The organism is Cupriavidus sp. GW822-FHT06G04 (assembly GCF_058799075.1).
The window spans coordinates 209990-228627 of the sequence record NZ_JBXALD010000001.1 but is presented as its reverse complement, the minus strand read 5'-3'; the positions used below and the strand labels follow the sequence as shown (position 1 = coordinate 228627).

The window sequence follows — 18638 nt, the reverse complement described above, 5'->3', positions numbered from 1 at the left end:
CGCGAACCTGCCCGGCGCAGCATCCAGAAGAATTCAGACATACCCAAGCTTTTTACATTCAGGAGTTAGACATGCCACTCGTATCCATGCGCCAGCTGCTGGACCATGCCGCCGAGAACAACTATGGCCTGCCGGCCTTCAACGTGAACAACCTCGAACAGGTGCAGGCGATCATGCAGGCCGCCGACGAGGTCAATGCTCCGGTGATCATGCAGGCGTCGGCCGGCGCGCGCAAATACGCTGGCGAGCACTTCCTGCGCCACCTGATCGAAGCCGCCGTGGAAGCCTACCCGCACATCCCCGTGGTGATGCACCAGGATCACGGTCAGTCGCCGGCGATCTGCCAGGGCGCGATCGATCTCGGCTTCTCGTCGGTGATGATGGACGGCTCGCTCAAGGAAGACGGCAAGACGCCGTCCGACTACGAATACAACGTCGACGTGACCCGCAAGGTGGTGCAACTGGCCCACGCCGTGGGCGTGACAGTGGAAGGCGAACTGGGCTGCCTGGGCTCGCTGGAAACCGGTGAAGCCGGCGAGGAAGACGGCATCGGCGCCGAAGGCAAGCTCGACCACTCGATGCTTCTGACCGATCCGGAGCAGGCCGCCGACTTCGTCAAGGCCACCCAGCTGGACGCCCTGGCGATCGCCATCGGCACCTCGCACGGCGCCTACAAGTTCACGCGCAAACCCACCGGCGACATCCTCGCCATCGGCCGCATCAAGGAAATCCACGCGCGCATTCCGAACACCCACCTGGTGATGCACGGTTCGTCGTCGGTGCCGCAGGAGCTGCTCGAGGAAATCCGCAAGTTCGGCGGCGACATGAAGGAAACCTACGGCGTGCCCGTGGAAGAAATCCAGGAAGCCATCAAGTACGGCGTGCGCAAGATCAACATCGATACCGACATCCGCCTGGCGATGACCGGCGCGATCCGCCGCTTCTTCGTGGAGAACCCGAGCAAGTTCGATCCGCGCGAATACCTGAAGCCGGCCCGCGAAGCCGCCAAGCTGGTGTGCAAGGCCCGCTACGTGGCGTTCGGCTGCGAAGGCCAGGCCAGCAAGATCAAGGCCGTGTCGCTGGCCGACGTGGCTGGCCAGTACAAGGCCGGCAAGCTCGCCCAGGTCGTGCAGTAAATCGCATTGCCGCCCCGGCCGCGCTGCGCGCGCACGGGGCGTTCGTACTTCATGGGGCTTCGCATCGTGCGTGAAGCCCCGCTTGTTTTCAGCCGCCGCCGCACTCACACCATGTCTGACGCCCTCTACGAATCCTCCATCCAGTCCCTGCCGCTGCTCGGCCGAGGCAAGGTCCGCGACAACTACGCCGTCGGCGACGACAAGCTGCTGATCGTGACCACCGACCGCCTGTCGGCATTCGACGTGATCATGGGCGAGCCGATTCCGGCCAAGGGCCGCGTGCTGAACCAGATGGCCAATTTCTGGTTCAGGAAGCTGGCGCATATCGTGCCGAACCACGAGACCGGCGTGAGCGCCGAAAGCGTGGTGGCGCCCGACGAAGTGGCGCAGGTGCGCGGCCGCGGCGTGGTGGTCAAGCGCCTGAAGCCGATCCTGGTCGAGGCAGTGGTGCGCGGCTACCTGGCCGGCAGCGGCTGGAAGGACTACCAGAGCACCGGCAAGGTGTGCGGCATTGCGCTGCCGGCCGGTCTGCAGAATGCGCAGAAGCTGCCCGAGCCGATCTTCACGCCGGCGGCCAAGGCCGAGATGGGCGAGCACGACGAGAACATCTCGTTCGAGGAAGTCGAGCAGCGCATCGGCCGCGAACTGGCCGAAAAAATGCGCGAGATCTCGATCCGCCTGTACAAGGAAGCGGCCGAATTCGCCGCGACGCGCGGCATCATCATTGCCGATACGAAGTTCGAGTTCGGCCTGGACGAAGACGGCACGCTGACGCTGATGGACGAAGTGCTGACCGCCGATTCGTCGCGCTTCTGGCCGGCCGACTCCTATCAGGTGGGCACCAATCCGCCATCGTTCGACAAGCAGTTCGTGCGCGACTGGCTCGAAGCCGTGCGCATCGACGGCAAGCCGTGGCCGAAGACCGCGCCGGCCCCGAAGCTGCCCGACGACGTGGTGCGCAAGACCGCCGACAAGTACCAGGAAGCACTGACGCGCCTGACCGGCGAGCAGCTGCAATAAGCCGCAAGAGGTTCCAGACATGAGTGATGCAGCAAAGCCGGTGGTGGGCGTGGTGATGGGCAGCAGTTCCGATTGGGACGTGATGCAGCACGCCGTGGCCATGCTCAAGGATTTCAATGTGCCGTTCGAAGCGCAGGTGGTTTCCGCGCATCGCATGGCCGACGACATGTTCCGTTACGCCGAAAGCGCGCGCGGTCGCGGCATTCGCGCGATCATCGCGGGCGCCGGCGGCGCCGCCCATCTGCCGGGCATGATTGCCGCCAAGACCATCGTGCCGGTATTCGGCGTGCCCGTGCCGTCCAAATACCTGCGCGGCGAGGATTCGCTGCTGTCGATCGTGCAGATGCCCAAGGGCGTGCCCGTGGCCACGTTCGCCATTGGCGAAGCCGGTGCCGCCAACGCCGCGCTGCACGCGATCGCCACGCTGGCCGCCACCGACGACGCGCTGGCCAACGCGCTCGAAGCGTTCCGCGCCCGTCAGACCGAAGCGGCCCGCGCCATGACGCTGCCCGTGTAAGGCCGTCCGCCGCCGCAGCCACATCGCATCCACGTCGTAGTTGCCGTACCCGACCCCGTAGTTACCGAAGCCGAGCCATGCCGACCGATATCCATCCTCACCTGTCCGAAGCGCACACGCCGGAGTCGCGCGCCGAATTCGGCGTTGGCGGCCCCAGCGCCCCGATCCTGCCCGGCGCGTGGCTGGGCATGCTCGGCGGAGGCCAACTGGGCCGCATGTTCACGCATGCCGCACAGTCGATGGGCTATCGCGTCTGCGTGGTCGATCCGGACCAGGACAGCCCCGCCGGCAATGTGGCCGATCGCCATATCTGCGCGGCCTATACCGACGAGGCCGCGCTGGCCGAAGTGGCGAGCCTGTGCGAAGCGGTAAGCACCGAGTTTGAAAACGTGCCGTCGATTTCGCTCGACCGGCTCGAGCAAGCCGGCGTGTTCGTCGCGCCGCGCGGCTATTGTGTGTCGATCGCGCAGAACCGGATCGGCGAGAAAAAGTTCTTTGCCGCGTGCGCCGAGCGCACCGGCGTGCCGCCCGCGCCGCACTGGGTGATCCAGCATGACGCCGATGTCGACAACGTGCCCGAGCACGTGCTGCCCGGCATCCTGAAGACCGCACGCATGGGTTACGACGGCAAGGGCCAGGCCCGCGTGAAGACGCGCGACGACGTGCGCGCTGCCTGGAAGGCGATGCAGCACGTGCCGTGCGTGCTGGAACAGATGCTGCCGCTGCAGTACGAGGTCTCCGTGCTGGCGGCGCGCGCCGCCGACGGCAGCACCGCGACCTGGCCGCTGGCGGAAAACGTCCATCGCGACGGCATTCTGTTTGCCACCACGATGCCGTCGACCAGCGTCTCGGGCGACATCGCCACACGCGCGCGCGCTGCCGCCGCGATGATCGCGTCGGAAATGGGTTATGTCGGCGTGCTGTGCATCGAATTCTTCGTGCTGACCGACGGTACGCTGGTGGCTAACGAAATGGCGCCGCGTCCGCACAATTCGGGCCACATCACGATGGACGCCTGCGAAACCAGCCAGTTCGAGCAGCAGGTGCGCGCCATGGCCCGCCTGCCGCTGGGCAGCACGCGCCAGCATTCGGCCGGCAAGATGCTCAACCTGCTGGGCGACTGCTGGTTCGAATTCGGGTTGGAGCGCACGCCGGCATGGAACGAGGTGCTGGCGCAGGCCGGCGCCAAGCTGCATCTGTACGGTAAAAACGACGCGCGCCCGTCGCGCAAGATGGGCCACGTGAACTGCGTGGGCGACGACGCGGCCGCCGCGGCCGCCGCGTTCGATGTTGCCGCGCGCGCCTTGCATATCGCGCTCTGATTCCGGGCCATACCGAATGTCCTCACGTATGCCCACGGCCGCCGAACTTGACGAAGCGGTCCGTCTGCTCGAAGCGGGCCAACTGGTGGCCTTTCCGACCGAGACCGTGTACGGGCTTGGCGCCGATGCCGAAAACCCGGAAGCCGTCGCGCGCATCTTTGCCGCCAAGGGCCGTCCCTCGAATCACCCGGTGATCGTCCATGTGGTGGACGGCGCCGATGTCAGCTACTGGACCGACGAGGTCCCCGAGGCCGCGCACAAGCTCATCGATGCGTTCTGGCCCGGCCCGCTGACGATCATCCTCAAGCGCGCCGCGCATATTCCGGCCGCAGTGGCCGGTGGCCAGGACAGTATCGGCCTGCGTTGCCCATCGCATCCGGTAGCCCAGGCGTTGCTGGCGCGCTTCAAGCGCGGCCGCGGTGGTATCGCCGCACCTTCCGCGAACCGTTTCGGACAAGTGAGCCCGACCACCGCGGAACACGTGCGCGACGAGTTCGGCGGCACGGTGTACGTGCTGGAGGGCGACGGTGTGGACGTGGGGATCGAATCGTCGATCGTCGATCTGTCGCGGCTCGATACGGCGGGGCCGGTGCTGTTGCGCCCCGGCGCCATCACCGCGGCGATGATGGCCGATGTGCTGGGCACGGTGCCGCTGCCGCCCGACGCCGCCGCGCCGCGTGCGTCCGGTACGCTCAAGGCGCACTACGCGCCCCGCACCACGCTGACCCTGGCGCAGCCCGATGCGCTGCCGCAATACGTGCAGGCGTTGCCGGAAGGCCAGCGGCTGGCGTTCATCGGCCATGCGCCGGCCAGCGCCGACCCGCGCTGCGTCTTCGTGCAGGCGCCGGCCACGCCGGAGGCCTATGCGCAGGCGCTGTACGGGCTGCTGCGCCGGCTAGACAAGGAAGGCTATCAGCGGCTGGTGTTCGAGCCCGTACCCGATGACCATGATTGGGACGGTGTGCGGGATCGCCTGGGCCGCGCGGCGGCGGCATTCGAAGATCGCTGAGCCGTCAGCACAACGCCTCGGGCCCGACAGCGGCCCGCCTGCCGACAACAAAGGGCGCCGCGGCGCCCTTTGTCATGGATGCGATGCGCGCGCCCGGGGCCGTGCCGGATCCGCGAACCAAGGCACGGTGGACCGGGGCGCGCCGATTCATGCGCCGATCAGCGCGCTGAGCTCGGCGTCACATGGCACGACCGGTCAGGGCGCGCCCTTGTAGACCCATTGCATCAGCGCGTCATGCGCCTCCTGCGCGGCGGATGCGTTGGCATGGTTGATGTAGGCCACCACCACATAGCGCTCGCCGTTGAGCGCATCGACGTAGCCGGCCAGTGCGCGCGTATCGGACAACGTGCCGGTCTTCAAATAGGCGTTGCCCGCCGCATTGGCGCGCGTGAGCCGGTTGCGCAGCGTACCGTCAACGCCCAGGATCGGCAGCGAATCCATCAGCACGGGCCCGACGTCGCTGGCCAGCGCCTGCTGCAGCAGGCGCGCCATGTCGTAGGCGCTGATCCGTTCGTCGCGTGACAGCCCCGAGCCGTTCTCCAGCACCAGCCCTGGCATGTCCAACCCCTGGCGGGTCAGCCAGCGCTTGATCACGCGCGTCGATTTCTCGGTGCTGGCCGGGCCGGCGCGTTCCATTTCCGCGCCGATCGTCAGGAACAGCTGGCGCGCCATCACGTTGTTCGAAAACTTGTTGATGTCGCGCACGATGCTCGACAGTGGCTGGCCATAGTGGCGCGCCAGCAGGAACGCGCCACGCGGCACCGTGCCGCTGCGCAGGCCCGGCGGCCTGGCGAAGCGCCCGCCCGCCGTCTGCCATTCGGCGACGAAGCCGCCCCAGATGAAATCGCTGTGCGACAAGGTGGCCAGATTGACGACCTGCTCGCCGCAATCGCTTGAATACGCGCCGTCGAACGACGCGATCACGGTGCCGTCCGGCTGCGGCATGATGCTCGGCGTGGCGCGCGATCTCCCGTCGCCGCAGCGGCCGTTGGCCAGCGTCATGTGATTGTCGACCCGCAGTTGCGCCAGCGCGGGCGTCACGGCGACGTCCACGCTGCGCTTGGCGGCGTCCGGTGTGATCGTGAACGAGAGCGTCTTGAATGCGTACAGCAGCGCATCGGGATTGACGTTGTAGGCGCGCTGCGATTCGCCGTCGATGGTGTAGCCGCTATCGCCGCCCTCGGCAAAGAAGCTGCGGTCGAGCACGACGTCGCCATTGATCGTGGTGGCGCCCGTGGCGCGCGCCGTGGCCACCAGCTTGGCCATTTCTTCGGGCACCAGCTTCGGGTCGCCACGGCCGCGCAGATAGACGTTGCCGTTGATCACGCCGTCCGGGCCCGGCTGGCCGTCGGCGTACAGCGACGTCAGCCAGCGGTATTCGGGGCCCAGCAGCTGCAGGCCCGCAAACGTCGTGACCAGCTTCATGGTCGACGCCGGGTTCATCGGCGTCTGCGCGTTCCAGCTGACGCGGGCCTGCGGCGCGCCCACTTTGACGACATAGAAGCTGGTGGCGGACAGCGGCACGTGCGCACGCTGCAAGGCTGCGGTGACCGTAGACGGCAGACCGGAACGCGCGGCGGCCGGATCGGCGGAGGCCGCTGTCTTGGTCGAGGCGTGCTGCGTGCTGGCGGCCTTGGCATGCCGGACGGGTTTGGCGTGGGCTCCGGACAGGCCGAAGACGAGCAGCACAGTCGTCGCGATGACCGGAGACAGGCTGCGAAGGAACAGGGGCGGGCGGTTTGGCATGGCGAGCATGTTAACGCATGGCCCATGCCTGCCGGATGACGTCATGCGGCCGTTTCAGGCCCTATTTCCTTGCGGAGGTCGACCACGCGCCGCGTGGCCGAGCCGTGAGGCGATTTTAGTTTGCCGACTGGCAATCCTGCGTGGCGACATTGGCCGCGGCCGCCGGCCTGGCACCCGAATTTGCGCCCGGCGTGGCGTTCGGGATCGGGAAGATCAGGTCATACGCCCAGTTGTAGAAGAACGCATAGACCATGTAGAAGCCCGCCACCGCAATATCCATGATGAAGGCGTCGATCAGGCTGATGTTCAGGTACCACGCCACCGACGGCAGGAACACCAGCAGCAGGCCGCCTTCGAACAATATCGCGTGCAGCACGCGCACTGGCGTGGACTTCTTCAACTGCCCGGTGTAGCGCAGCATCGCGCGGTCGAACAGGATGTTGTAGACGTAGTTCCAGGTGGCCGCGATCAGCGATGCCACCGCGCCGACGATCCCCATCTGGTGCAGCTCGTAACCAAACACCAGACTGGCAAGCGGCGCGAAAGCCATCAGGCCGATGAGCTCGAAGCCTACGGTATGACGGATCCGGTCTGCAGTGGTGCGCATGGTGCTCTCCTCGTTGCCAAATATGGCGAAACAGCGATGGGTACGGATTCTATCGGCAAGACAGCTAACGGCAAGTTGGATACCATCTGGTTTTCCGATACATCGCCGCCCGAAGCGCAGAGGAGCCGTCATGAGCCTGTCGATCGATCAACTGCAGGCGTTCGCCGCCGCCGCGGAAACGGGATCGTTTTCGGCTGCGGCACGCCGGTTGGGCAAGGCGCAATCGGCGGTCAGCGCGGCGGTCGCCAATCTCGAAATCGATCTGGACAGCGTGCTGTTCGACCGGAGTGCGCGCTATCCGGTGCTGACGCCGGCCGGCGAGCGATTGCTGGTGGAAGCGCGTGTGATCCTGGAGCGCTGCGAGCATTTTCGCGGCGTGGCCCGCAGCCTTGGCGAAGGCGTGGAGTCGCGTCTGACGCTGGCCGTCGACGAGCTATATCCGGAAGAGACGCTCGGCGTGCTGCTCGACGAGTTCTCGCAACGTTTTCCCGCCGTGGAACTGGAGCTGCTGTTTCCTCTGATGGAGGACGTCAGCCGCCTCGTGCTGAGCCAATGCGCCGACCTCGGCATCATGTGGCGCCAGGAAGTGTTGCCCCCTGAACTGGCGTTCCACGCGCTGGGGTGGGTCCCGATGCCGATCATCTGCGCGCCCGACCATCCGCTGGCAGCGCAGACGCGCGTCGACTTCGAGGAACTGAAGCGCTATCGCCAGTTGATGGTGGCCACGCGCAGCGACAGCGAAGAGAAGAAGCGCTTGCGTATCGCCGCCGAAGTCTGGTGGGTGGAAAGCCAGTGGGTGATCGTCGAACTGGTCAAGCGCAGGCTGGGCTGGGCCTTCGTGCCCTGGCACGTCGCCGCCAACTCGCCCGCGGCGGCCGGGCTGGTGTCGCCGCACCTGACCTTCCAGGACCAGGACTGGCCCGTGGCGATGGAACTGGTGTGGCACAAGCAGCGCCGCCTCGGCAAAGCCGCCGCGTGGCTGCGCGAGCGCGTAAGCCAGCAGGCGTTGCCGGTGCCGGAGGGGCGGTAGGCGCGGGGGCGTCTAGCGGTCGATAAACCATCGCCCGAAGTTGGCGGCACGCCAATCCGCCCGGGTCGGCGGAAACGCGATGGTCTGGATTTCGAACGTGCCATCGCCGGCCTCCACGGCGGCATCGGTGTAACGAATCTCGCTCCCACCGATGACGAATTGATTGCGGTGTGACCACGGTTGGAAATGGTAGTGGCGTTGCGCCAGTAGCTCGCCGCCCACGGTGTAGACGCGCAGGCGCGCATCGTTCAGCTTGCTACCGGGCTCCCCGTCGATGTTGCAAACTTCGATGACATATTGCGAGCCGGCGATCATCTCTTCGACGGACCCGCAGTCCCACGCTCGGGGCTTCAGGTTAGCGGCATGGACGATGACGGCGATGAACAAAAGGAGACAGGTTACGAACAGCGTGCGCAGCCGGATGTAGATCTTCTCGGACATGATTGGAAGCGCTCAAGGATCGTAGGTCAGGCGGACGACGTTGGCCGTCAGCCAGTCCCAGTACGTCGGAGGAAACCGCAGGAATTTCTCTTCCGGGAGATCGATGTTCTGGGTTTTTGTGGCGTCGGTGTAGCGGATGCCGTCTGCGAGATATTCAATCTCGCCCAGCCGGGAAAACCGCAGTATCAGAAAGGAGCGCTGCGCCAGCAGGCGGCTTTGATCGACTGAGTAAACCCGCAACCGGCCCCGCTCTTCGCCCGTCTCGAAATTCACGTGGAAGCAAAGTTCGGTTCGATATTCCACACCTGAAAACGTCCTGACTGGTCTGTCGCAAACGCGTGCTTCGCGATCCGAATAAGTCGCCGCGAGAAACAGGCCGAATGGAATCGCCACAAGCGCAAACAGATAGGCGAGTATCAACAGGGAAATGTGCGCGGTTTGAAACAGCCTTTTCAGCATTGCTTTTCCAGGTCGACGTGTATCGGATGCGACAGACGCAACGTTGCGAAATCCGAATAAATCAGAAAGTCGCCCCCACGGTTGTGCTCAGCCTGCCAGGCCCGAAAATCCCGGTTACGGACCGGGTAGTACACGCTTTCTGGCTCAAGCCTGTCTTTGATCGCCACCGGAAGCAATTTCGTGTCATCGGGTTCCAGTCTCACATCGAGCCAGGATCCTTCTTCGACTAGGTCGCTCAAAAAATGGGCGAGCGCGGCGACAGGTAGCACTACCAAGCCCCGTTTGTTCCAGTGTCCCAAGTACTGTGATGAGCGGTGCGAGTCTTGAAACGAATAGCTGTCGCGCATGTACAGATGCACATGAGTGATGCATGCATGAACCCGATAACAAGTGGGCTCGCTCTCGCTGACGCTGGTCCGAGGAAGCTGCTCCCGCGATAGCTCTGCCTGTGCGATGGCCGCGTAAAAGTTGAACCTGCCAAGCGCGGCCGACAGGTCCGTCATGCCGATAGGCAGCCATTTCCCACCGCTGACCGGCGCATGAGACAAAGTGTGTTGCATCCCGACGCCCACATATTGGTATTGAAATTCGCTGTGCAGCTTCTGCAAATCTCCGCGACAGTAGGCGAACGTATCAAGGACGCCGGTGAATTGCGGCTCAGTCTGCAGAAATTTCTCCAGATTTTTCCGCAGCGCTTCCCTCGATATTCTCGTGTCGAGTTTCCTCAAGAGTTCGTCATACCGCTCGCGAACCCGTCCAAATCTGAACAGCCATTTCAACCGGATCGTCTTGGTATCGATCATGTCGGGGTCATATCGACCCTCGACATAGGTCCGCTTCTTGGCGTCATACCGATGCGCATTAAACCGCCGTCCGTGGAACCAGCGTTCGGCGAACTGCGCGGCAACTGGAAAATCCTCCGCGCGCATGGCGGCCGGCAAGTCATACAGGTCGAAGGGCGCGAGCCCGCGTGCCTGTTGGGCCGGGGCACTATCAAAGAAGCGATAGGTGGGTCGCGCGGTAACTGGCGGTGGGTGCTCCGCCTTGGATGCGTTTGCTGCGTCAGTTGAATCCGCGCCACGGGGCTGCGCGGTGTAGTACGGCCAGTCAAATAGAGGTGGCGGAGCCTTATGCAGGCTCAGGCCGAAATCCTTGATGTCCATCGGCGTGCAGGCACGCCGCCCGTCATAGAGCTTCCAGCGTCGCTCGATCGCCAATATCGGATCGAGCTTGTTGCGGATGTATGGCTGTGGTGCCTTGAACTCTTTGGCGCCTTCAAAAGACATGTCGCCCCCTGGGAAATTGGGGGCGACAGCCGGAACGCTAGCGCGATCGTTCCTGGCTGTCTCTCATCGTTTTACGACATCACTGCGTCGCCGCCGCCGACCCACCCGCCCCCTCCGCCTTCCCCACCTCCACGTCATGCCCATGCCATCCGCCGCCCAGCGCCTTGATCAGCGTGATGGCTGCCGTGTACTGGCGGCCCATGATTGTCAGCGTGGTGTTTTCCGCCGTGTAGGCTGCGGTTTGCGCGGTCAGCACATCGAGCAGGCCGGCCGTGCCCGCCTTGTAGCGGTTGTTGACCAGCGCGAGCGCTTCACGCGCGGAACGCAGCGCGTCGTTCTGCACCGCCGACTCTTGTTCCAGCACGCGCGCCGACGCGAGGTTGTCCTCGACTTCCTGGAATGCCGTCAACACCGTTTGCCGATAGTTGGCGACCGTTTCGTCGTACGCTGCCACCGCCTGCGCCTTGTTCGCGGCGCGCAGGCCGCCGTCGAACACGGTGCCGGCCAGGCCCGCGCCAAGTGACCACACGCGATCGGGCAGCGACAGCCAGCGCGCCAGCGTGCTGGCTGTCAGCCCACCGGTGGCTGACAGCGAAAGCGTCGGATAGTAGGCCGCCTGCGCCACGCCGATGTTGGCATTGGCCGACGCCATGCGCCGCTCCGCGGCAGCGATATCGGGACGGCGTTCGAGCAGTTGCGAAGGCACTGCCACCGGCACGACCGGCAGCGTATCGCGCGAATCGACCGCAGCGATGTTGAGTTCCGCGGGCGGCTTGCCGACCAGGATCGCGATCGCATGTTCCAACTGCGCGCGCGTGATCTGGATGTCGAGCTGCTGGGCCTGCGCGGACTTGAGCTGCGTTTCCGATTGCAGCACGTCGGAGCGCTGCGCGGTGCCGGCCTTGTACTGGTTCTGCACCAGTTGCAGCGACTTGGCGTAATCGGCCACCGTACGATCGAGCAGTGCGCGCTGCGCATCGGCCACACGCAGCAAAAAATAGCTTTGCGCCAGCGTGGCCTGCGTCGACAGCAGCGTCGATGCCAGATCGGCCTGACTTGCCTGGGCGCCGGCTTCGGCGCTTTCCACCTGCCGCCGCACGCGTCCCCAGACGTCGATCTCCCAACTGGCCGACAGCGTGGCGCTTTGTCCGTTCACCACGGCGCTGTTTGCTCCGGCCGCCCCGCGCGACACCTTGGCGTTGGCGCCAAGCGTGGGGAAATAGCCGGCGCGGGCCGCTGCCAGCGACGCCGCGGCCTGCCGATAGACCGCTTCGGCTGCCTTGATGTTCTGGTTGGACACCTGCACCTGCGACATCAGCGCATCGAGCGCGGGATCGTTGAAGACGCGCCACCAGTCGGGGCGCGACATCGCGTCCTGCGGCTCGGCGGTCTTCCAGTCGCCCGTCCACGCGGGCATCGTGTCGCTGGCTTCCTTGAACGCTTGCGGCACGGGCGCATCGGGACGCTGGTAGTCGGGGCCCACGGCGCAGCCGGCCAGCATCGCACAGGCGAGCGCGACAACCGGGAAGGAGGGGTAGCTACGAAACATGACAGTTGCCTTCTTCAGTGTTCGAGACGCGGCGCGGCGCCATCGCCTGCGTCGCGGCGACGCCGCGCGCGCCAGGCGTTGACGCGCAGACGCCAGCGATCCAGCGTCAGATACACCACGGGCGTGGTGTAGAGCGTCAGCAATTGGCTGACCACCAGGCCGCCCACGATCGAGATGCCCAGCGGCGCGCGCAACTCGGCGCCGTCGCCACGGCCCAGCGCGAGCGGCACGGCGCCCAGCAGCGCAGCGGCCGTGGTCATCATGATCGGGCGGAAGCGCAGCAGGCAGGCGCGATAGATCGCTTCGCGCGGCGTGAGTCCCTCGCGCCGCTCCGCGTCGATGGCGAAGTCGATCATCATGATCGCGTTTTTCTTCACGATACCGATCAGCAGGATCACGCCGATCAGCGCGATGATGCTGAAATCGGTCTTGAACAGCAGCAGCGCCAGCAGCGCGCCGACGCCCGCCGAAGGCAGCGTCGACAGGATCGTCAGCGGATGCACATAGCTTTCGTAGAGGATGCCCAGCACGATATAGATCGTGATGATCGCCGCCAGAATCAGGATCGGCTGGCTCTTGAGCGAATCCTGGAACGCCTTGGCGCCGCCCTGGAAATTGGCCTGCAGCGTTTCCGGCGCGCCAATTTTCGCGAGCGCCAGGCGGATCGCGTCGGTGGCCTGCGACAGCGAGAAGCCTTCGGCGAGGTTGAACGAGATCGTCGACGCGGCGAACTGTCCCTGGTGGTTCACGCCAAGCGGCGTGCTGGTCGGCGTCACGCGCGCAAAGGCCGACAGCGGCACGCGGTGGCCGCCGCCGGTGACCACGTAGATGTCCTGCAGCGCGTGCGGACCCTGCAAATATTCCGGGCTCAGTTCCATCACCACGCGGTACTGGTTCAGCGGGTGATAGATGGTCGAGACGAGCCGTTGGCCGAACGCATCGTTGAGAATCGCGTCGATCTGCTGCGCCGTGACGCCAAGTTTCGATGCGGCATCGCGGTCGATGATGACCGAGGTCTGCAGGCCCTTGTCGTTGGTGTCGGTGTCGACATCCTCGATGCCCTTGATGTTGGAGATCGCCGCGCGCACCTTGGGCTCCCACTCGCGCAGCACGTCCAGGTCGTCGGACTGCAGCGTGAACTGGTACTGTGAACTGCTTTGCCGCCCGCCCACGCGGATGTCCTGCACCGATTGCAGGAACAGGCTTGCGCCTGGCTCCTTGGCGAGCTTGCCGCGCAGCCGCGCGATGATCTGGTCGGCCGATTCACGGCGCTCCGACAGCGGCTTGAGCGTGACGAACATCTGCCCCGTATTGCGCTGCGATCCGCCGGTGAATCCGGTGACGTTGACCACCGCCGGGTCGGACTGCACGATCTTGATGAAGTTGTCGAGCTTGGTGCGCATCAGCTGGAACGACGTCGCCTGGTCCGCGCGGATAAAGCCGATCAGGCGGCCGGTGTCCTGCTGCGGGAAAAATCCCTTCGGCACGATCACATACAGATAGACGTTCAGCGCGATGGTCAGCAGCAGCACCACCCACACGACCGGACCGTGCCTGAGCGCCACGCCCAGCGTGCGCGCGTAGCCGTTCTGCAGCGACATGAACATGCGCTCGGTGGTGCGGTGGAAACGTCCCTGCGTTTCCTCGCGCACCGGACGCAGCAGCTGCGCGCACATCATCGGCGTGGTGGTCAGCGACACCACCAGCGAAACCAGGATCGCCACCGACAGCGTGATCGCGAATTCCTGGAACAGCCGGCCGACGATGCCGCCCATCAGCAGCAGCGGGATGAACACGGCGATCAGCGACAGGCTCATCGACAGTACCGTGAAGCCGACTTCGCGCGCGCCGCGCAGGGCCGCCGCCACCGGTTTCATCCCTGCCTCGATGTGGCGCGAGATGTTCTCCAGCACCACGATCGCGTCGTCGACCACAAACCCGGTGGCGATGGTCAGCGCCATCAGCGACAGGTTGTTCAGCGAGAATCCCGCCAGGTACATGATCGAGAACGTGCCGACCAGCGACACCGGCACGGCAACGCTAGGGATCAGTGTGGCGCGCACGTTGCGCAGGAACACGAACACCACCATGATCACCAGCGCCACCGAGATCATCAGCGTCTGCTCGACTTCGCGCAGCGACGCACGAATGGTGGGCGTGCGGTCCATCATCACGTCCATCGAGATCGTGGCCGGAATCATCTTGCGCAACTGCGGCAGTATCTCGTTGACGCGATCCACGGTCTCGATGATGTTGGCGCCAGGCGAGCGATTCAGCACCAGCAGCACCGACGGCTTGCCGTTGGCCGACCCCGCATTGCGGATGTCCTGCACCGAATCGACCACGTTGGCCACGTCCTGCAGCCGCACCGGCACCGCGAACGAGTTGGGCCCGCGGTTGTTGACGTTGCCGCCCGTGGCGCCGGTGCTGATGGTGGTGGTGCCGCTGCTGGTGGTGATGGTGGTGGTGGTGACGCCGTTGACGGTCTTGGTGCTGACGTTGCCGCCCGCCGCCGCGTTGGCGGTGCTGGCGATCAGCGCGCCGGCCGAGGTCGACGAATAGGTGCCCGGCGTCGCGTAGCGGATGATCAGCGGCATGTAGTCCTGAGCCGCCATCGCCTGATCGTTCGCGTACACCTGCCACGCCGTGTTGGCATTGTCGAGAATGCCCAGCGGACGATTGGCGTTGGTGGCGCTGATCGTGTTGCGCACATCCTCCAGCGAGATGCCGTAATGATTGAGCGCCGTGGGATTGAGCTCGACACGCACGGCGGGCAGCGACGATCCGCCGATCGTCACCTGACCCACGCCTTCCACCTGCGAGAGCTTCTGCGAGAGGATCGTCGACGCCGCGTCGTAGAGCTGGCCGCGCGTCATGGTTGGCGACGTCAGGCCGATGATCATGATTGGCGCGTCGGCCGGGTTCACCTTGCGGTAGGTCGGGTTGTTCGGCAGGCTGGTCGGCAGCGTGGCGCGCGACGCATTGATCGCGGCCTGCACGTCGCGCGCCGCGCCGTCGATGTCGCGCGACAGGTCGAACTGCAGCGTCACGCGCGTGGAGCCCAGCGAACTGTTGGACGTGATCTCGGTGACGCCGGCGATCGCGCCGAGCGCACGTTCCAACGGCGTGGCGACGGTGGCGGCCATCGTCTCGGGACTGGCGCCGGGCAGCGAGGCCGATACCGAGATCGTCGGAAAATCCACCTGCGGCAATGGCGAGACGGGCAGCAGCCGGAACGCGGCAATCCCGGCCAGCAGGATGCCGATGGTCAGCAGCGCGGTGGCGACCGGGCGATGGATGAAGGTGGCCGACAGGTTCATCAGAGATTCGGCTCCTGCGGACGCGCGGCCGGCCCGTTGGTGCCGTGTCCGTCGTTGCCGCCGTGTCGATCGTTGCCGCCGCCCTCGTCGGGATCGCCGAACTTGCGGCTGCGCCATGCCTTGAGGCGATACGCGACGCGATCGAAGGCCAGGTAGATCACCGGCGTGGTGAACAGCGTCAGCACCTGGCTGACCAGCAGGCCGCCGACCATCGTGATGCCGAGCGGACGGCGCAGCTCAGACCCGATGCCGGTGCCCAGCATCATCGGCAGCGCGGCCAGCAGGGCGGCCATGGTGGTCATCAGGATCGGGCGGAACCGCAGCAGGCACGCCTGATAGATCGCATCGCGCGGCTTCATGCCGTGTTCGCGCTCGGCCTCCAGCGCGAAGTCGATCATCATGATGGCGTTCTTCTTGACGATGCCGATCAGCAGGATGATGCCGATGATCGCGATGATGCCGAGGTCCTGGCCCGACACCAGCAGCGCCAGCAATGCACCCACGCCGGCCGACGGCAGCGTCGAAAGAATCGTCACCGGATGGATCGTGCTTTCGTACAGCACGCCCAGCACGATATACATCGTCACCACCGCCGCCAGGATCAGCCACAGTGTGTTGGAAAGCGATGCGCGGAACGCCAGCGCGGCGCCCTGGAACTCGGTGGCCATCGAGATCGGCAGGCCGATTTCCTGCTCGACCCGCGTGATCTTGTCGACCGCGGCGCCCAGCGATTCGCCCGGCGCCAGGTTGAACGAGATCGTCGCCGCCGGAAATTGCCCCTGGTGGTTGATCACGAGCGGGCCGGTGCGCTCGGAGATGCGCGCGATCGACCCCAGCGGCACCTGGCCGCCCGACGACGACGGCAGGCGCAGTTCGGCCAGCGAGGCCGGACTGACGCGGAACTCGGGCATCGTCTCCAGCACCACGCGATACTGGCTCGACTGCGTGAAGATGGTCGAGATCAGGCGCTGGCCGAACGCGCTGTACAGCGCGCTGTCGATCACCGCCGTGGTGATGCCAAAGCGCGCCGCGGCGTCGCGGTCGATCTCGACGAACGCGCGCAAGCCGTTGTTCTGCTGGTCGCTGGCCACGTCGCGCAACTCGGGCTCCTGCTTCAGACGCTCCACCAGCTTGGGCACCCATTCGGCCAGCACGGCCGGATCCGGATCCTCGACGGTGAACTGGTATTGCGTGCGCGCCACGCGGTCCTCGATGGTCAGGTCCTGCACGGGCTGCATGTATAGCGATACGCCGCCCAGCTTGTGCACCGCGTCCTGCAGGCGCTGCGTCACGACTTCCATCGAATCGCGCTCACCCTTGGCCTTCAGGTTGATCAGCATGCGGCCCGCGTTGATGGTCTGGTTGGTGCCGTCCACGCCAATGAACGACGACACGCTGGCCACCGCAGGATCCTGCAGGATGATCTTCTGCACGGCTTCCTGCTTGCGTCCCATCGACTGGAACGAACTGGTCTGCGCGGCCTCGGTGATGGCCTGGATCACGCCGGTGTCCTGCACCGGGAAGAAGCCCTTGGGCACCAGCAGGTAGAGCAGCCCAGTCAGCACCAGCGTGCCGACGGCCACCACCAGCGTCGCGGTCTGGCGCGCCAGCACCCAGTCCAGTGCGCGCCCATAGTGGTGGATCACGTTGTCGAAGAAGCGCCCGGTGGCGATATGGAAGCGCGACAGTTCGCTCTCGGGCACATGGCGCAGCAGGCGCGCGCACATCATCGGCGTCAGCGTCAGCGAGACCACCGCCGAGATCAGGATCGACACCGCCAGGGTGATGGCGAATTCGCGGAACAGCCGGCCCACAACGTCGCCCATGAACAGCAACGGGATCAGCACGGCCACCAGCGAGAAGGTCAGCGAGATGATGGTGAAGCCGATCTGTTTCGATCCCTTCATCGCCGCTTCCATCGGTGGATCGCCTTCCTCGATGTAGCGCATGATGTTCTCGATCATCACGATGGCGTCATCGACCACAAAGCCGGTGGCGATGGTCAGCGCCATCAGCGTGAGGTTGTTGATCGAGAACCCCGCCAGGTACATCACGCCGAAGGTGCCCACCAGCGACAGCGGCACGGCCACGCCCGGGATGATGGTGGCCGGCACGTTGCGCAGGAACACGAAGATCACCATCACCACCAGCGCGACGGCCAGCAGCAGTTCGAACTCGACGTCCTCGACCGAGGCGCGGATGGTGGTGGTGCGATCGGTCAATTGCTGCACGTGCACCGAGGCCGGCAGCGACGACTGCAACTGCGGCAGCAGCGCCTTGATGCGGTTGACCACCTCGATCACGTTGGCGCCGGGCTGGCGCTGGATGTTCACGACGATGGCCGGCCGAGCGTTGGCCCATGCGGCCAGCCGGCTGTTCTCGGGACCGTCGACGATCTCGGCCACGTCGGTGATGCGGATCGGCGCGCCGTTCTGGTAGCCGATGATGATCTGCCGGTATTCGTCGGCCGATTTGAGCTGGTCGTTGGCGTCGATGGTGGACGCGCGCGCCGGACCGTCGAAGCTGCCCTTGGCGCCGTTCACGTTGGCGCTGCCGATGGCCGTGCGCAGGTCGTCGATCGACATGCCCAGGTTGGCCAGCGCCGTGGGATTGGCCTGGATGCGCACCGCCGGCCGCTGGCCGCCGCTGATGGTGACCAGGCCCACGCCCTGGATCTGCGAGATCTTTGCCGCCACGCGCGTATCGACCATGTCCTGCAGCTTCGGCAGCGGCAGCGTGTCCGACGTCATCGCCAGCGTCATGATTGGCGCATCGGCCGGATTGACCTTGCTGTAGACCGGCGGCATCGGCAGATCGGCCGGCAACAGGTTGCTGCCCGCATTGATAGCGGCCTGGACTTCCTGCTCCGCCACGTCCAGCGACAGCGACAGTTCGAACTGCAGCGTGATGACCGACGCGCCGCCCGAAGACGACGAGGACATCTGCTTGAGGCCCGGCATCTGCCCGAACTGCCGCTCGAGCGGCGCAGTGACCGACGAGGTCATCACGTCGGGGCTGGCGCCCGGATAGAGCGTGGTGACCTGGATGGTCGGGTAGTCGACCTCGGGCAGGGCGGAGAGCGGCAGCAGCCGGAATGCCACCAGCCCCGACAGCAGGATGGCCAGCATCAGCAAGGCCGTGGCGACCGGCCGCTCGATGAAAATGCGTGAGGGATTCATGCCGCTCCTCGACTCCT

At 65.4% G+C, this 18638-nt stretch carries 14 protein-coding genes; 6 read left to right on the top strand and 8 right to left on the bottom strand.

Annotated elements, in window-relative coordinates; translation table 11 throughout:
* Nucleotides 1-71: 71 nt before the first annotated feature.
* From fba to AC1RKI_RS00990, 5 genes are all read left to right on the top strand, one after another.
* A complete protein-coding gene (gene fba / locus AC1RKI_RS01010; protein WP_061954914.1) occupies nucleotides 72-1136 on the top strand; it encodes a class II fructose-bisphosphate aldolase in 1065 nt (354 codons plus the stop codon).
* A gap of 111 nt (nucleotides 1137-1247) precedes the next feature.
* Entirely contained in the window at nucleotides 1248-2156 is a 909-nt protein-coding gene (locus AC1RKI_RS01005; protein ID WP_061954916.1) for a phosphoribosylaminoimidazolesuccinocarboxamide synthase, read from the top strand.
* 19 nt (nucleotides 2157-2175) lie between these two features.
* A complete protein-coding gene (gene purE, locus AC1RKI_RS01000; protein WP_227458110.1) occupies nucleotides 2176-2673 on the top strand; it encodes a 5-(carboxyamino)imidazole ribonucleotide mutase in 498 nt (165 codons plus the stop codon).
* 77 nt (nucleotides 2674-2750) lie between these two features.
* Nucleotides 2751-3995 (top strand): 5-(carboxyamino)imidazole ribonucleotide synthase, encoded by a 1245-nt coding sequence (locus AC1RKI_RS00995; protein ID WP_061954920.1) that lies wholly within the window; start codon nucleotides 2751-2753, stop codon nucleotides 3993-3995.
* Nucleotides 3996-4011: 16 nt separating this feature from the next.
* Nucleotides 4012-5004 carry an L-threonylcarbamoyladenylate synthase gene (locus tag AC1RKI_RS00990; protein ID WP_061954922.1) on the top strand — a complete coding sequence of 331 codons (993 nt, stop codon included), beginning with the start codon at nucleotides 4012-4014 and terminating at the stop codon, nucleotides 5002-5004.
* A 195-nt stretch (nucleotides 5005-5199) separates the two neighbouring features.
* Here AC1RKI_RS00990 and dacB read toward each other — a convergent pair whose 3' ends face one another.
* Both dacB and AC1RKI_RS00980 read right to left on the bottom strand, forming a co-directional pair.
* On the bottom strand, nucleotides 5200-6759 hold the full coding sequence (gene dacB, locus AC1RKI_RS00985; protein ID WP_492794175.1) for a D-alanyl-D-alanine carboxypeptidase/D-alanyl-D-alanine endopeptidase: 1560 nt from the start codon (nucleotides 6757-6759) through the stop codon (nucleotides 5200-5202).
* A 106-nt stretch (nucleotides 6760-6865) separates the two neighbouring features.
* Nucleotides 6866-7357 carry a PACE efflux transporter gene (locus AC1RKI_RS00980; protein WP_150980049.1) on the bottom strand — a complete coding sequence of 164 codons (492 nt, stop codon included), beginning with the start codon at nucleotides 7355-7357 and terminating at the stop codon, nucleotides 6866-6868.
* Nucleotides 7358-7487: 130 nt separating this feature from the next.
* Here AC1RKI_RS00980 and AC1RKI_RS00975 point away from each other — a divergent pair, with 130 nt between their 5' ends.
* Entirely contained in the window at nucleotides 7488-8387 is a 900-nt protein-coding gene (locus tag AC1RKI_RS00975) for a LysR family transcriptional regulator (protein WP_061954928.1), read from the top strand.
* 12 nt (nucleotides 8388-8399) lie between these two features.
* Here the strand turns inward: AC1RKI_RS00975 and AC1RKI_RS00970 are convergent, their stop codons facing one another.
* The 6 genes from AC1RKI_RS00970 to AC1RKI_RS00945 all read right to left on the bottom strand — a co-directional run bounded on the left by AC1RKI_RS00970 (nucleotide 8400) and on the right by AC1RKI_RS00945 (nucleotide 18621).
* The gene (locus AC1RKI_RS00970) at nucleotides 8400-8828 is read right to left on the bottom strand and encodes a hypothetical protein (protein ID WP_492794177.1); all 429 of its coding nucleotides are present in this window, start codon (nucleotides 8826-8828) and stop codon (nucleotides 8400-8402) included.
* Between the two features lie 12 nt (nucleotides 8829-8840).
* On the bottom strand, nucleotides 8841-9287 hold the full coding sequence (locus AC1RKI_RS00965) for a hypothetical protein (RefSeq protein ID WP_492794179.1): 447 nt from the start codon (nucleotides 9285-9287) through the stop codon (nucleotides 8841-8843).
* A complete protein-coding gene (locus AC1RKI_RS00960) occupies nucleotides 9281-10573 on the bottom strand; it encodes a DUF6402 family protein (RefSeq protein ID WP_492794180.1) in 1293 nt (430 codons plus the stop codon). Before AC1RKI_RS00960 ends, AC1RKI_RS00965 begins: the two co-directional genes overlap by 7 nt.
* A gap of 79 nt (nucleotides 10574-10652) precedes the next feature.
* Nucleotides 10653-12122, bottom strand: coding sequence for an efflux transporter outer membrane subunit (locus tag AC1RKI_RS00955; protein WP_492794182.1), 1470 nt, complete (start codon nucleotides 12120-12122; stop codon nucleotides 10653-10655).
* A gap of 14 nt (nucleotides 12123-12136) precedes the next feature.
* Nucleotides 12137-15442 (bottom strand): efflux RND transporter permease subunit, encoded by a 3306-nt coding sequence (locus AC1RKI_RS00950; protein ID WP_150980044.1) that lies wholly within the window; start codon nucleotides 15440-15442, stop codon nucleotides 12137-12139.
* Nucleotides 15442-18621: an MdtB/MuxB family multidrug efflux RND transporter permease subunit gene (locus AC1RKI_RS00945; protein ID WP_492794184.1), complete on the bottom strand. Its 3180-nt coding sequence runs from the start codon at nucleotides 18619-18621 to the stop codon at nucleotides 15442-15444. Before AC1RKI_RS00945 ends, AC1RKI_RS00950 begins: the two co-directional genes overlap by 1 nt.
* Nucleotides 18622-18638 lie beyond the last annotated feature (17 nt).

Coding starts and splice junctions, on each gene's coding strand:
- fba (WP_061954914.1), top strand. CDS start 72: ATGCCACTCGTATCCATGCGCCAGCTGCTGGACCATGCCGCCGAGAAC.
- AC1RKI_RS01005 (WP_061954916.1), top strand. CDS start 1,248: ATGTCTGACGCCCTCTACGAATCCTCCATCCAGTCCCTGCCGCTGCTC.
- purE (WP_227458110.1), top strand. CDS start 2,176: ATGAGTGATGCAGCAAAGCCGGTGGTGGGCGTGGTGATGGGCAGCAGT.
- AC1RKI_RS00995 (WP_061954920.1), top strand. CDS start 2,751: ATGCCGACCGATATCCATCCTCACCTGTCCGAAGCGCACACGCCGGAG.
- AC1RKI_RS00990 (WP_061954922.1), top strand. CDS start 4,012: ATGTCCTCACGTATGCCCACGGCCGCCGAACTTGACGAAGCGGTCCGT.
- dacB (WP_492794175.1), bottom strand. CDS start 6,759: ATGCTCGCCATGCCAAACCGCCCGCCCCTGTTCCTTCGCAGCCTGTCT.
- AC1RKI_RS00980 (WP_150980049.1), bottom strand. CDS start 7,357: ATGCGCACCACTGCAGACCGGATCCGTCATACCGTAGGCTTCGAGCTC.
- AC1RKI_RS00975 (WP_061954928.1), top strand. CDS start 7,488: ATGAGCCTGTCGATCGATCAACTGCAGGCGTTCGCCGCCGCCGCGGAA.
- AC1RKI_RS00970 (WP_492794177.1), bottom strand. CDS start 8,828: ATGTCCGAGAAGATCTACATCCGGCTGCGCACGCTGTTCGTAACCTGT.
- AC1RKI_RS00965 (WP_492794179.1), bottom strand. CDS start 9,287: ATGCTGAAAAGGCTGTTTCAAACCGCGCACATTTCCCTGTTGATACTC.
- AC1RKI_RS00960 (WP_492794180.1), bottom strand. CDS start 10,573: ATGTCTTTTGAAGGCGCCAAAGAGTTCAAGGCACCACAGCCATACATC.
- AC1RKI_RS00955 (WP_492794182.1), bottom strand. CDS start 12,122: ATGTTTCGTAGCTACCCCTCCTTCCCGGTTGTCGCGCTCGCCTGTGCG.
- AC1RKI_RS00950 (WP_150980044.1), bottom strand. CDS start 15,442: ATGAACCTGTCGGCCACCTTCATCCATCGCCCGGTCGCCACCGCGCTG.
- AC1RKI_RS00945 (WP_492794184.1), bottom strand. CDS start 18,621: ATGAATCCCTCACGCATTTTCATCGAGCGGCCGGTCGCCACGGCCTTG.